Consider the following 13,152-nt stretch of genomic DNA (forward strand, 5'->3'; position numbering starts at 1 on the left):
TCCATAGGTTCCCTAAACATCGGATCAAAATCAAACCTATTCTGAACATATCGGTAACAAGAACCCCTGAATCAGGGTGTAAGTCGGGCCGTCCCGGTCTCTTTTGCGCTAACAGCTTCCATCTCCTTTTTATCACCAATCAGGACATACAGAGCAGGAACTAAAATCAGTGTCAAAAAAGTTGATATCAGCATACCACCGATAATAGCCCATCCCATCGGTGCCCAGAGGGTACTGCCTTCCAACGTTAACGGGAGCAACCCTACCACAGTCGTCAGCGATGTAAGAAGGATAGGGATCAGCCTTGACTGTGCAGACGCCAGTACTGCCTCGGTTCGTCCCATCCCTTCTCTGCGCATCTGATTGGCACCATCCACCAATATAATTGAATTATTGACAACGATACCTACCAGGCTGTTCAGACCAACAAATGCCATGACGGAGAAGGAAAACCCGGACAGCCAAAGGGCTGCAACAGCACCGGTGATAGCAAAAGGAATCGCGGAGATAACAATTAACGGCTGACTTAAGGAGCGGAACTGAGCTACAAGGACCGCCAGAATACCCAGTAAGGCCGCTATGAGTGCCTGGGTCATTCCAGCAAATGAATTTCCTCTTTCCTCTTCTTCCCCACCGTATTCAATACGTACTCCGGCAGGTAAATCCAACTTATCAAGACTTTTCGTCAACATCGAGGTTAAGGCTGCCACCGATTGACCCCGAGTTACATCTGCAGAAAGAATCGCCGTTCTTTCCAGATTATGATGGAGTAAACTGGCCTGAACTTCGTGCAACTGAAAATCGGCAACCTGTCTTAATGCAATCATTTGCCCGCTGGCAGAGGGAATCCGAATCTGCTCAAGATGCTCGATCCGGGGATTACGTGTCTCCGCTAACCTGACAACGATAGGATAATTATCACCCTTAATATCACGATACTCTCCGACGGCCAGACCCGCTAAAGCCGTTCGGACAAGCTCATCGATTTGCCCGATGGATATGCCCAGGCCAGCCGCAAGCTCGCGGCGTATATCTACGCGTAATTCCATTCGAGTCTGACCGAGAGGATTCTCAATATTAATGAGTCCTTTAACCTTTTCCATTTGTTGCTCAACCAGATGAGAAACCCGAATCAGATTTTCAAGATGATCCCCTTTAATGCGTACAGAGACAGGGCTGCCACTGGCTGGCCCCTGTTGCAATTCTTTAATCCTGATTCGAACGCCAGGATAGGGTTCCAGCTTTCGCCTCCAATTATCGATAAGTGGACCAATAGCCTTTCCATCATAGTGACTCAAGTGCACCAGTAACTGGCCCTGATTCGGAGTACCTCGCTCTGGCGCTTCATTGTAGTAGATTCTGGGATTATCCGCCCCGATGTTTTCAACGATAGAGCTAACCAGTGGCTGCTCAGCAAGCCAGTCTGAAACATCCCTGACAACCTTCTGGGTTCGGTAGATGCTTCCGTTTTGAGGTGTCTCGATATTGATCAGCAACAGTGCTTTTTCGGCCTTGGGAAAGAGGCTCACTCCTACTTTTGGAACCAGACTAAGACTGGATAGAAAGATAAGGATAGCTAACAGCAATGTTAACCAGGGATAGGAGATAGCCAGGGATAAGGCTGATCGATAACCCGTTTCCGAAAAAGACTTCAAGCCACGCTGTAACAGTGGTAATTTTTTTTCTTTAGTGATTAAAAAACGGCCAGCTAACAACGTACTTAACGTCAACGCGACCAATAAAGAAGCTAGCAGCGTCAGTATGACTGTTGCAGGCATAGAACGCATAAAACTGCCGGTATTATTAGGCAACATCAGCATCGGCAAGAAAGCCAGCGCTGTGGTTAAGGTCCCACTGACCATAGCCCAACCAACTCGACGGGCCCCTTCGTAAGCTGCTGCAACCCCCTGAAAACCTTCAGCCCCAGCTCGCCCAATACTTTCAGTCAGGACAATGGCATTATCAACCAATAAGCCCAGCGCAACGATAAGACCAACGATAGTCATCTGCTGTAGCCCAAAACCACTGAGGTCTATCCAGCCAATGGCAATCAGCAGCGAAGTCGGAATAGCCACCATAATGACTAACGCCGCTCGAAAACCAAGCACTAGCAGAACCAACAAACCGACCAGCGCCAAACCTTGAGACAGGTTATCAAAAAAACCGTTAACCTGCCGATCGACACTGGGGGCTTGATCAAAGGCGACTTGCAATGAAACAGACGCTGGTAAGCTTTTTTGATAGCCTGTCAGATAACGGTTAATCCCCTCCCTAAGTTCAAAGATATTGCTGCCTTTGCTTTGCGTAAGCGTGACAAAGACACTGCGCTTTCCGTCTAGCCGGGCTATGTGGCTGTCATCAGCATCTCCTTGTTGAACTGTGGCAACCTCCGCCAAACGCAACAAGCGGTCATCCACAGAATGTACGACCGTATCTCTGATCTGCTGTAATGACTGATAGCTTCCACTGGTTGATACACTGAATCGGCTGGCTCCTGCATTCACAAAACCACCGGCAAGGTTACGACTTCCGTCCTGAAGTACGTTAACAACCTGCTGAGCAGTCAGCCCCAGTGCAGACATACGCTCCCAGTCCAGTGCGACCTCAATCTGTTGTTGAGGAACGCCCCACAATTTCGCCCGCTTGACTCCCGGTATACGCTCCAACCCTTGTTTTAGGTTTTCAGCCAATTGATTAAGTTGAAAATAGCCACTCTCATCTGACACCAGGGCAAGTTGCAATACATTAACCTCAGTTGGAGAGAGTCGTCTGATTTCGACATCAACAATCCCCGCCGGTAAGTCGTTGCGCAACCCTGAGACGGCTTGTCGCACCTCATCATAGGCATCATCAGGGTCCGTACCATAGACAAATTCTACAACCTGACTAACCACCCCGTCTGAAATCCGTGTTTCAATTCGTTTTATGTCGTCCAGTCCATTAATTTCCTCTTCCAGAGGATCAACAACCAGACTTTCAAGATCCAGGGGGCTGACACCGGGATAGATGATCGTGATTCCTGCCGCGGCAAAGGAGAATTGTGGATCTTCAGACCGAGGCATGCTCACGAAGGACAGCAAACCAACCAGTACCAGAATAAGTAATAAAATAATGGTAAAAGCTGAATGATCGATAACAACCTTGGATAATTTCATGAGCTTAGCGACCAGCAAGTTTGAAATCAGTGACGATATTGACCCTATCCCCGTGCCTTAACCAGGCCCCCCCTTCAATAACCAGCTTATCTCCGGGTTCAAACCCCTTTTCTACCGCGATTTCATCTCCAAGAAGATAACGGGGTTTTACAGTCCTTCTACTGACGATTCCATCAAGATCAACAACCATTACGTCCGCTTCCCTTCCGGTCATTCCAACCACTGATTCAAGAGGAAGGAAGTAGTGTGCGCGATTGGATTCAGGCCGCAATGCTACACGCGCGAAAAAGCCATCCCGGATAGATACAGGTACAGCAGCCAACTTCACCTCAACGTCAAACGTACCCAGTTGCTGATCCGCCTGGGTACCGATTTCCGTTACCTCGGCCTTAATGGCCAAATCCTCCCAGGCATCCAGTAAAACGGTAGCTGAATCCCCCACCTTCAATCGCACTAAATCACGGTCAGAAAGACCAAATCTCACCACCCACCCAGTGTCCACTGGTGCCAGCTCTAATACTGTTTGACCACCTTTTACATACTCACCCGGATCAATCGGGCGCCGAACAACAACAGAATCTTTGGGAGCATAAATTGCAGCATGTTTTTGATCATACTTTGCAATCTTCCAGTTTGAGACGGCTGCTGCATGAGCCTGTTCTGCTGATTCCAGGGCATCATCGCTCACAAGGTTTTGGGCTTTTAATGATTTCAGCCTTTTCAGGTCAGCACTCCGCTTGTCAACCAAAGACTTAATTTGGGACAGCCGCGCGTTAACTTCCATCGGATCTAATCGAGCTAGTAATACTCCAGCCTTAACAAACTCTCCTTCATTCACTTCAAGTGATTGAACATAGCCAGCAACCTTAAATGACAGCGCCCTGACTTCACCGTATCTGATCCTGCCACTGGTTTTAATGGGTATAGTGCGTTGCTCTGGTTTTAACGTGACGACCCGAACAGAAGGGAAACTGGCCTCATTTTCTTTTTCAATTACATCCACTGCCGCCGGCTCAGCAGCCAGTGTACAGGCACAGAAAACAAACCCGAAAATAGAAAAAAATCCAATCAAACGCGATTTCATCATTAAAAAAACTCCCATTCCGGCGTGTCCAGTACACAGAATTCAACCGGGCAAGCAGAAACCATCCAATGTTAGCACCACTCACATTTGACACACATATGTTTACACTGTCAACTCAAATATTTGGCTGCTCAACCTGTGAGAGGCGCTCCGGTATAACTAGACAAAGCCCCTTGGCTGCACAATAATGCTCGCGACTACTAACCTGGAGCCGCGATGACTGCTACAGCGCCAACTTCTTACCACCACGGAAACCTTCGGAAATCTTTAATTGAGGCAGCATTGCTGCACCTCCAGACACAGAGTACCGACACCTTAAGTCTTAGAGCTTTGGCCAGGCAGGTGGGTGTATCCCAAACGGCTCCTTATCGCCATTTCAAGGACAAGAAGGCCCTTCTTGAAGAGCTGGCTACACTAGGCTTTAATCGACTGAGTGAACGAATGGAAGCGGCTATTAATCTTTACCCGCTTGATTATCCCAGGCAAATACTGGCGATTGGAGTCAGCTATATCCGATTTGCCATAGATGAACCGGCATTATTCTTCTTGATCTTTGGTCCAAAAACCCGTGATAAGAAAGACAATAAAGTTCTGAGTGAAGCAGGAAAGCGCTGTTTCAGAGTATTGCTGAATACGATTGTCACCGGTATTGATGCAGGCGTTTTAAAGCAGGAGCCACCGCTTCACATGGCCAACGCAGCCTGGGCCACTGCCCACGGACTGGCTTCCTTGGTGGTCCATGGACATGACAACCCTGAACAGAGCGGCTCTCTGGTGGATGAAATGGAAGCAAGCCTGACGCTGCTGGTAAAAGGATTAGTAAAAGAAAACATAGCCGTTGAGCCACTTGATGATCGCTAGGGTCCGCTGATGACAACATCAATCAGCCCCTTACACCTCAATCTATCCAATGGATTCAGACCGCTAAATATAGCGAGTGGACTCAACAATCAGCTCAGCCCCGGCATCAAACTGAAGTTTTGCCAATCTTCGGTATAAATCAGAGCTATCCATCAAACTTGAGTGATCCCCACGGGCGACCATGCGCCCCTGATCAAGCACAACAATCTCATCAGCATTGAGAATGGTGGAAAGCCGGTGGGCTATGATTACTGTTGTACGATTGTGCATCAACTTTTCAAGTGCTTTCTGAACCTGCAGTTCACTTTCGGAATCCAGCGCACTGGTTGCCTCATCTAACAGTAATATTTTCGGGTCTTTGAGAATCGCCCTGGCTATCGCAATGCGTTGACGCTGCCCTCCTGATAGCCTCACCCCTTTATCCCCCAGATAGCTGGCATATCCATCAGGAAGCTTCGAGATAAAATCATGAGCGTGAGCCGCCTTGGCAGCAGCTACCACATCTTCGTCGCTGGCATAAGGATTTCCATAACGAATATTGTGCCAGACGTTAGCGGAAAACAGTGCAGGCTGTTGCGGTACTAACGCTATCTGCTGACGTAACTGCACAGGATCAAGATTCCTGATGTCTGTTTTGTCAAAACGTATTCTCCCCTTCTGGGGATCATAAAAACGCAGTAATAACTCAAAGACTGTAGATTTCCCAGCTCCTGACGGCCCCACTAATGCCAGAGACTGGCCTTGACGAATTCGAAGGCTAAGATCTGTCAGGGCTGGCTGATTTGGTCTTGATGGGTAATAGAAATCAACAGCCTCCATTGAGAGTTCTGCTTTTAGCTTACCTGCGTCTACCGACTTCTCAGGTTTTTCAATCAGGCTCCTGACCTGCAGCAACTCCATTAGTCGCTCCGTTGACCCCAAGGCCCGTTGAAGTTCGCCGAACACTTCAGACAGAGTTGCAACGGATGTAGCAACTAAAATGGCATAAAAGATAAATGCACCCAGCTCTCCTGCTGTGATTGAGCCGTTTAAGACATCATTCCCCCCCACCCAGAACATGCCGGTGATCGCGCCGAAAACTAAAAAAATAACCACGGCAATCAACATGGCTCTTTGTCGAACGCGATTCCGGCCAATCTCAAAAGCAGCTTCAACTTCCTTTTCAAAAGCAGCCTTTTCCTGAATTTCCCGGGTATAACTTTGTACCGTTTTTATATGCTGAATGGCTTCGCCCGCATAGGTCCCTACATCTGCAACAGAATCCTGGGTTTGACGAGCAAGATTTCTAACCCGTCGGCCAAATATCAGAATAGGGGCTAACACCAAGGGTACAGCGATCAATACGATCATTGTCAGCTTAATATTGGTGACCAGCAGCATAATCAACGCGCCAATAAAGGTCAGCACACTACGCAAAGCCATCGATAATGAAGATCCAACGATGGATTGCAGCAACGTCGTATCAGTGGTCAGGCGCGACATAATCTCGCCACTTCTGTTGGTTTCAAAATAACTGGGATGCAGGGTGATAAGGTGTTCAAAAACAGCCATCCTAATATCGGCACTCACCCGTTCACCTAACCAGGAAACCAGATAGAAACGAACAAAAGTGCCAGCTGCCATTATCAGTGTCAAAAACAGTATCAGTCCGATAGCCCTGTTCAGATGGGCCGAAGAGGCCGCTAAAAAACCATCATCAATCAACATTCGCACGCCCTGCCCAATCGACAAGGTAACCAAAGCCGTTAAAACCAAGGCAACACCGGCCCCAACCAGAGTTCTCCTGTAAGGAATGATAAATCGACCCAATAATGTCAACGTGTTGGCATATTTTCCGGTTAGATCAACAACCATTGGTTAGATTCCTTAAACTGCAAATTCCAAAGCTCGATATTAATTCTGGACAAGACCACACTACTGCAGAACCTTAACACGAATAGCTTCAACCCGGTTGTCGACCTTCGCTTAAACGCTCTACAGACGATACAAAGGTGAAAGCCTGCCGCCCAGCCCAGGGAAACTGCCGTCACTGATCCCCCCCCAAAAAAAAGCCCCTTGCCAACGTTGGCAAGGGGCTTATATGCGCTAATCTCCAGCACTAACTATTAAAACCGCTATGCTATACCTTCTGAGTTTTATAGCCCTGAGCTTTAGCCCTGAACTTCGAATTTCCGGATTTCAAGCTTCCTGATATCAAACCATCTGATATCAAAAAGCTTGCTAAGTATGTTAAGCCTTTAGAAAAACCCTAGTGGGCTGGTGCTGTAGCTTACAAGCAAGTTCTTAGTCTGTTGGTAATGGTCCAGCATCATCTTATGGGTTTCGCGACCAACGCCAGATTTTTTGTAGCCGCCAAAAGCAGCATGCGCTGGATAAGCATGGTAGCAGTTAGTCCAAACCCTACCGGCCTCTATTCCGCGCCCCATACGGTAAGCCCTGTTCATATCACGAGTCCAGAGACCCGCTCCCAGACCAAATTCAGAGTCATTGGCAACAGCTAAGGCTTCGGCCTCATCTTTAAAGGTGGTCACAGCGACGACTGGACCAAAAATTTCTTCCTGGAATACTCGCATACTGTTGTTACCCTTAAACAGGGTGGGCTGGATGTAATAACCGTTATCATACCCCTCACCGACGTTGGCCGATCCACCACCAATCAACACCTGAGCGCCTTCCTGCTTACCAATTTCCAGGTAACTCATAATCTTATCAAACTGCTCTTTGGAAGCCTGAGCCCCGACCTGAGTATCAGTATCTAATGGATTACCACGCTTGATCTGAGATGTCCGTTCAATAACTCTGCCGATAAAGTCATCATAAATAGACTCTTGAACCAACAAGCGAGATGGACAGGTACACACCTCCCCCTGATTGAAGAATGCCAGTACCGTTCCTTCAACCGCTTTGCTGATATAGTCTTCTTCCTGCTGCATCACATCTTCAAAATAAATATTGGGAGACTTACCGCCCAGTTCTACGGTTGAAGGGATAATATTCTCCGCTGCACACTTAAGAATATGAGAACCCACAGGGGTTGAACCTGTAAAAGCGATTTTCGCTATACGCTTACTTGTAGCAAGCGCCTGACCCGCTTCACTGCCAAACCCATTCACTATGTTCAGTACACCGGCAGGCAGCAGGTCACCAATGACTTCCACCAGCTTAAGGATCGACACAGGGGTTTGCTCTGCCGGTTTCAAGACAACGCAATTGCCGGCCACCAGAGCCGGGGCCAGCTTCCAGGCTGCCATCAAAATCGGAAAGTTCCAGGGAATAATTTGTCCCACGACGCCAAGTGGCTCATGGAAATGATAGGAGGCTGTGGTTTCATCTATCTCTGCCGCTGTGCCCTCCTGAGAACGAATGCAGCCGGCAAAATAACGGAAGTGATCAACAGCCAGAGGGATATCTGCGGCCAGTGTTTCACGGACCGCCTTACCGTTGTCCCAAGACTCGGCAACAGCTAACAGCTCAAGATTTTGTTCTATTCGATCAGCAATTTTTAACAGGATATTGGAACGCTCAGTAGCAGACGTTTTGCCCCAGGCTGACTTGGCAGCGTGGGCGGCATCAAGTGCTTTTTCTATATCAGCAGCACTGGAACGGGGAATCTCGCAGATAGCCTCACCCGTGACTGGGGTGGTATTCGTAAAGTATTGCCCTTCTACAGGCGCTACCCAATCACCACCGATATAGTTTCCGTAGCGCTCATTAAAGGAAACAACCGCATTTTCAGAACCAGGATTTGCGTAGATCATATCAGTACCCTTTTTCTCATTATTTTTCGAATTGATCGCTAAGGAATAATGACCCCGGTCACAACCCTTGAGTTTCTCAATTATTTTATGGGGGCACCCATTGATCAGGTATCGTACTTTGGAACTGAAAAAACTAGTCACTTGGTACTAATAAATATAGGTGGCAGGAAGGGCTATCAGATGCAGTAAGAGCTAATTACTGGGAACTTTATTATTAGAAACGCCCCAGGCTCTATAGATACTGGACCTCCAGGAAATCCTCAAGGGTTTATATAGTTCACCGAAGTGTTGGGCACAACCCTCACTTCGGTGGTGTTATGCAACTGACAGGCGTATCTCAAACTAAGACCTCCAGAAGGGTTTCGTAGCTTCATCCTGTGCCTGAGATCGCGTAATGCCTATATCTTTCAACATATGATCACTGAGTTCTCCGAGATCAGCTCGACTGCGATAGTTCTGTCTCCATTTAACTAAGCTATTCTTAACCGAATCGAGTATGCTTTTAACACAGGCTGCTTTACTTTTTGTTGTACTGACTCTTAATTCTATACATTGTGTCGCCATTTTTTCTCTCCAAGTACTGTTTTAGACATAGTAATCATTGATTATTTACACCATACTGACAAACGATAATAACTTCTTTCACTTAAGATATAGTTAACCGAAATGTCAGATAGACTACCTCCGCTAAATGCGCTTCGAGTTTTTCGCTACGCTGCAGAGTCATTGAGTTTTAAGTCAGCAGCCGAATCGCTATTTGTAACTCAAGCAGCCGTAAGTCAACAAATCAGAACCTTAGAGCAGAACCTGGGAGTGAAGCTATTTGAACGTCTGAATAGGGAAGTTGCTTTAACCACAGCAGGGAAGCAGCTACTGCCTTTTGTCACTCGCGGTTTTGCTGCGTTTGAAGAAGGCGTTGCAGGGCTGCGCGATGATCCGGAGCCAAACCTTCTGATCATTACTGCTCTTCCTTCATTTTCAAGTCGCTGGCTAGTTCCCAGGCTAGGAAAGTTTCAAGCAGAGCATGCAAGTATCAACATTCATATCTCTCCTTCGATTACCGTCGAAACCTTTAGTGGAAGCAATATTGATATTGCCATTCGCTACGGTAAGGGGAACTATCCTGGTTTACGGGCACAGTTTCTACAACATGATTTTCTGGTACCGGTGTGTCATCCGGATGTTGTAGACATGAATTCAGATGTCATTCCTCAGTTGGCAGCAATGCCACTGCTCTTCGATGAAGGTCAGGATTTAGACAATGGTTGGCAACTGTTTCTCAAGAAACTAAACCTTTCTAAAGAAAAGGCAGTCTCAAGACTGGTCGTAACGGATTCAACCATGTTGGTTGAACCTATTTTGTGCAAACAGGGGATCTCTTTACTAAGGTACAGTCTTGTCTACGAACTACTCAAACACGGTCAACTAATCTGCCCTATTCCTTTTTACTATCAATCGGGCTATTCATATTACCTTGTTGCACCAGACGCTCACTTTCAACGGCCAAAGGTAGCACTTTTTGAACGCTGGCTGATCAACGAAATGAAGGAAATTGGACAACACTGGTCTGAGTTTCGTGGCAACGGACTTTCTCTAATGACTTAGCCCCATGTCCCAAATTGACTGAAAGAGGTCATTGTTGCCATCAAGTGCGCCCTTCATACTACCCGGTATCTGAAGTTCTTAAGTAGGAAAACCAAATATGCTGGAATTAAGACCAAACTGTGAGCACTGCAATATAGATCTATCCCCAGACGCTACAACTGCGATGATCTGTAGTTTTGAATGTACTTTTTGTCGAAATTGCGTGGAAAAACACCTCAGTAACGTCTGCCCCAACTGTGGAGGCGGATTCACGCTTCGGCCAATACGACCAAGCCGTAACTGGAATAACCAGAATGATTTGCACCACCACCCTGCGATTGAATCTCGTACACACAAACCGGTAAATCTTGAATATCACCGGAAATTTTCAGCTCCTATAGTAAAAATCAAACCTCAGGATCGCTGATATGGCCTTTGGGCCAGATTAAGCCCCTCTGGAGTATTCATGAAAACGATTGCGGTTCTTGCATATCCCGGTTGCCAGGTGCTGGACGTTACCGGGCCTTTACAGGCGTTTGCAACGGCAAACCAGTTTCTCGGCAGCAATGGCTATGAGATTACTATTACGGCACCGGACACTGAGGTGATCAAGACAAACTCTGGGATATCCTTGCAGGTTGACCAGAACTTTAATGCTCTCAGGCCGGTTGATACCCTACTGATAGCCGGCGGTTCCGGCGTCTTTGATCAACTTAATAACGAGTTGCTGGTTCGGAGAATTCAACTTCAGAATGATCACTGTCGCCGTTTGGGTTCTGTTTGTACCGGTGCATTCTTGCTGGCCGCAACGGGACTTCTTGAGGGTCTGCGAGCAGTTACACATTGGCGATATTGTAAACAGCTGGCAACAATGCATCCCAAGATACAGGTTGAAGAGAACGCGCTGTTTATTCGAGACCAGGGAATTTACAGCTCCGCTGGTGTGACCGCAGGTATTGATCTGGCGTTATCCATGATAACGGAAGATCATAGCCATTCTGTGGCAATGAAAGTTGCTCAAGAACTGGTTATGTATGTGCATAGACCCGGAGGACAGTCTCAATTCAGCACTCTGTTACAGGCACAAACCAATGGCTCATCGTTACGGGGCTTACTCGACTATATCCAGAATCATCCGACAGCAGACCTTACAACAGAAGCCTTGGCTGAGCGACAATCAGTAAGCCCCAGGCATCTATCACGTCTGTTCAAGCAAAAGCTGGGGCAGTCACCTGCCGCATTTGTAGAAGAAGTACGTCTTGAACAAGCACGGGGAAAGCTGGAACGATCGGATATCGGCTTTCAGCAAATAGCCGTCCAGAGCGGTTTCAGCAGTGCTGACCAATTAAGACGGGCATTCACTCGTAAATTTGGAATCTCTCCACGTCAATATAGAGAACGTTTCGCGAACACCGTAAATCCTGGAGCCAGTGTATGAACGCAAATGTAATAATTCTAGCGCTTTGCCAAGCCTTACTCATCAGTGGGAATATACTTCTCGTCTCAGTAAACGCCCTGATCGGTACAGAACTGGCACCATCAAGCAGTTTAATCACATTGCCTGTCGCGCTTCAGTTCATTGGCCTCATGTGTGCCACCATTCCTGCATCTTTTATTATGCAAAAGGTGGGACGAAAGCGTGGGTTTTATCTTGGCAACTTGGTTGGTATTGCGGGAGCACTAGCCTCAATCACCGGCCTGTACAATCAAAGCTTTACAATGTTCTGTCTCGGAACAACACTGCTGGGCGTTGGCATAGGGTTTGGTAATCTTTACCGCTTTGCCGCAGTCGAAGTCTGCCACCCAGACTACAAGGCGAGAGCTATTTCCATGACTTTGGCTGGCGGGGTGTTGGCAGCAGTTCTGGGACCTAACCTGGCCATCTATAGTCGAGACTGGTCTTCAGAACAACCTTTCATTGGTGCGTTTATCGGATTACTGGGACTTTACGTTTTAGCTTTGATCCTGCTGAGCCGTATTCGTATCAACAACAGCACAGAAGCGCCAAGCAATCAGCAGGCTCGCCCGTTGCTCGACATTCTTAAACAACCCGTTTTCTTTGTTGCTGTCATTGCGGGAATTGTTGGATACGGAGTAATGGTTCTGGTCATGACTGCAACTCCGTTGGCGATGACCCACCATGGATTTCATTTTGGCGAGGCCGCTGTGGTTATAGAGTGGCATGTACTGGGGATGTTTGTTCCATCCTTTTTTACCGGTCGGCTCATTGAGCGCTTCGGTATTCATCCGATGATGCAGTTGGGAGGCGTCCTTACCTTACTCTGTTTAGTCATCAATTTGCTAGGGCAAAGTTATCTGCATTTTCTCATAGCCTTGGTGCTATTAGGTGTTGGCTGGAACTTCCTGTTTATCAGCGCAACTCAGCTTGTCACACAAGCATATACGGCAGCCGAAAAAGCCAAATCACAAGCGATGAACGAATTTCTGGTATTCAGCACAGTCAGCGTGGCGGCATTGGCATCAGGTTGGCTGGAAGCAGCATGGGGCTGGCAGGAGATGAACTTACTGATGATCCCTATTGTTGTCGGCTGCATGCTGATAATCCAGTCATATGGCCGAAAGCAATCACCTGTAAATCAGGAAGTTAGCGCGAAAAGTTAAGTTAATGACATAAATATGTAAAAGTACCAGGTACGATTTATTCCGAAGGACATTACTTTATGCTGAAGTTCAGAGCCCTCCACTGAGC

The 13,152-nt window shown here is 47.4% G+C and carries 10 protein-coding genes; 5 read left to right on the forward strand and 5 right to left on the reverse strand.

Features of this window, described 5'->3' with window-relative positions:
* Positions 1–71: 71 nt before the first annotated feature.
* The gene (locus BGP75_RS14660; RefSeq protein WP_076719559.1) at positions 72–3,155 is read right to left on the reverse strand and encodes an efflux RND transporter permease subunit; all 3,084 of its coding nucleotides are present in this window, start codon (positions 3,153–3,155) and stop codon (positions 72–74) included.
* 4 nt (positions 3,156–3,159) lie between these two features.
* Entirely contained in the window at positions 3,160–4,242 is a 1,083-nt protein-coding gene (locus BGP75_RS14665; protein WP_158070119.1) for an efflux RND transporter periplasmic adaptor subunit, read from the reverse strand.
* Positions 4,243–4,455: 213 nt separating this feature from the next.
* Between BGP75_RS14665 and BGP75_RS14670 the strand changes: the two genes are divergently transcribed.
* Positions 4,456–5,100, forward strand: a complete 645-nt coding sequence (locus tag BGP75_RS14670; RefSeq protein WP_076719561.1) for a TetR/AcrR family transcriptional regulator — start codon at positions 4,456–4,458, stop codon at positions 5,098–5,100.
* Positions 5,101–5,163: 63 nt separating this feature from the next.
* On the opposite strand, the gene BGP75_RS14675 is transcribed toward BGP75_RS14670, so the two are convergent.
* The 3 genes from BGP75_RS14675 to BGP75_RS14685 all read right to left on the reverse strand — a co-directional run bounded on the left by BGP75_RS14675 (position 5,164) and on the right by BGP75_RS14685 (position 9,422).
* On the reverse strand, positions 5,164–6,954 hold the full coding sequence (locus BGP75_RS14675) for an ABC transporter transmembrane domain-containing protein (RefSeq protein WP_076719562.1): 1,791 nt from the start codon (positions 6,952–6,954) through the stop codon (positions 5,164–5,166).
* Positions 6,955–7,337: 383 nt separating this feature from the next.
* Positions 7,338–8,858: an aldehyde dehydrogenase family protein gene (locus tag BGP75_RS14680; protein WP_076719563.1), complete on the reverse strand. Its 1,521-nt coding sequence runs from the start codon at positions 8,856–8,858 to the stop codon at positions 7,338–7,340.
* A gap of 342 nt (positions 8,859–9,200) precedes the next feature.
* A complete protein-coding gene (locus BGP75_RS14685) occupies positions 9,201–9,422 on the reverse strand; it encodes a DUF1127 domain-containing protein (protein WP_076719564.1) in 222 nt (73 codons plus the stop codon).
* 102 nt (positions 9,423–9,524) lie between these two features.
* Here BGP75_RS14685 and BGP75_RS14690 point away from each other — a divergent pair, with 102 nt between their 5' ends.
* From BGP75_RS14690 to BGP75_RS14705, 4 genes are all read left to right on the forward strand, one after another.
* Entirely contained in the window at positions 9,525–10,463 is a 939-nt protein-coding gene (locus tag BGP75_RS14690) for a LysR substrate-binding domain-containing protein (protein ID WP_076719565.1), read from the forward strand.
* Between the two features lie 97 nt (positions 10,464–10,560).
* Positions 10,561–10,869: a DUF1272 domain-containing protein gene (locus BGP75_RS14695; protein WP_076719566.1), complete on the forward strand. Its 309-nt coding sequence runs from the start codon at positions 10,561–10,563 to the stop codon at positions 10,867–10,869.
* Positions 10,870–10,908: 39 nt separating this feature from the next.
* Positions 10,909–11,880 (forward strand): GlxA family transcriptional regulator, encoded by a 972-nt coding sequence (locus tag BGP75_RS14700; RefSeq protein WP_076719567.1) that lies wholly within the window; start codon positions 10,909–10,911, stop codon positions 11,878–11,880.
* The gene (locus BGP75_RS14705) at positions 11,877–13,064 is read left to right on the forward strand and encodes an MFS transporter (protein WP_076719568.1); all 1,188 of its coding nucleotides are present in this window, start codon (positions 11,877–11,879) and stop codon (positions 13,062–13,064) included. Before BGP75_RS14700 ends, BGP75_RS14705 begins: the two co-directional genes overlap by 4 nt.
* The last annotated feature ends 88 nt before the right edge of the window (positions 13,065–13,152 follow it).

The organism is Motiliproteus sp. MSK22-1, from assembly GCF_001968815.1.
In the GTDB taxonomy this organism is placed as follows: Bacteria; Pseudomonadota; Gammaproteobacteria; order Pseudomonadales; family Balneatricaceae; genus Motiliproteus.

Coding starts and splice junctions, on each gene's coding strand:
- BGP75_RS14660 (WP_076719559.1), bottom strand. CDS start 3,155: ATGAAATTATCCAAGGTTGTTATCGATCATTCAGCTTTTACCATTATT.
- BGP75_RS14685 (WP_076719564.1), bottom strand. CDS start 9,422: ATGGCGACACAATGTATAGAATTAAGAGTCAGTACAACAAAAAGTAAA.
- BGP75_RS14670 (WP_076719561.1), top strand. CDS start 4,456: ATGACTGCTACAGCGCCAACTTCTTACCACCACGGAAACCTTCGGAAA.
- BGP75_RS14700 (WP_076719567.1), top strand. CDS start 10,909: ATGAAAACGATTGCGGTTCTTGCATATCCCGGTTGCCAGGTGCTGGAC.
- BGP75_RS14665 (WP_158070119.1), bottom strand. CDS start 4,242: ATGATGAAATCGCGTTTGATTGGATTTTTTTCTATTTTCGGGTTTGTT.
- BGP75_RS14690 (WP_076719565.1), top strand. CDS start 9,525: ATGTCAGATAGACTACCTCCGCTAAATGCGCTTCGAGTTTTTCGCTAC.
- BGP75_RS14675 (WP_076719562.1), bottom strand. CDS start 6,954: ATGGTTGTTGATCTAACCGGAAAATATGCCAACACGTTGACATTATTG.
- BGP75_RS14695 (WP_076719566.1), top strand. CDS start 10,561: ATGCTGGAATTAAGACCAAACTGTGAGCACTGCAATATAGATCTATCC.
- BGP75_RS14680 (WP_076719563.1), bottom strand. CDS start 8,858: ATGATCTACGCAAATCCTGGTTCTGAAAATGCGGTTGTTTCCTTTAAT.
- BGP75_RS14705 (WP_076719568.1), top strand. CDS start 11,877: ATGAACGCAAATGTAATAATTCTAGCGCTTTGCCAAGCCTTACTCATC.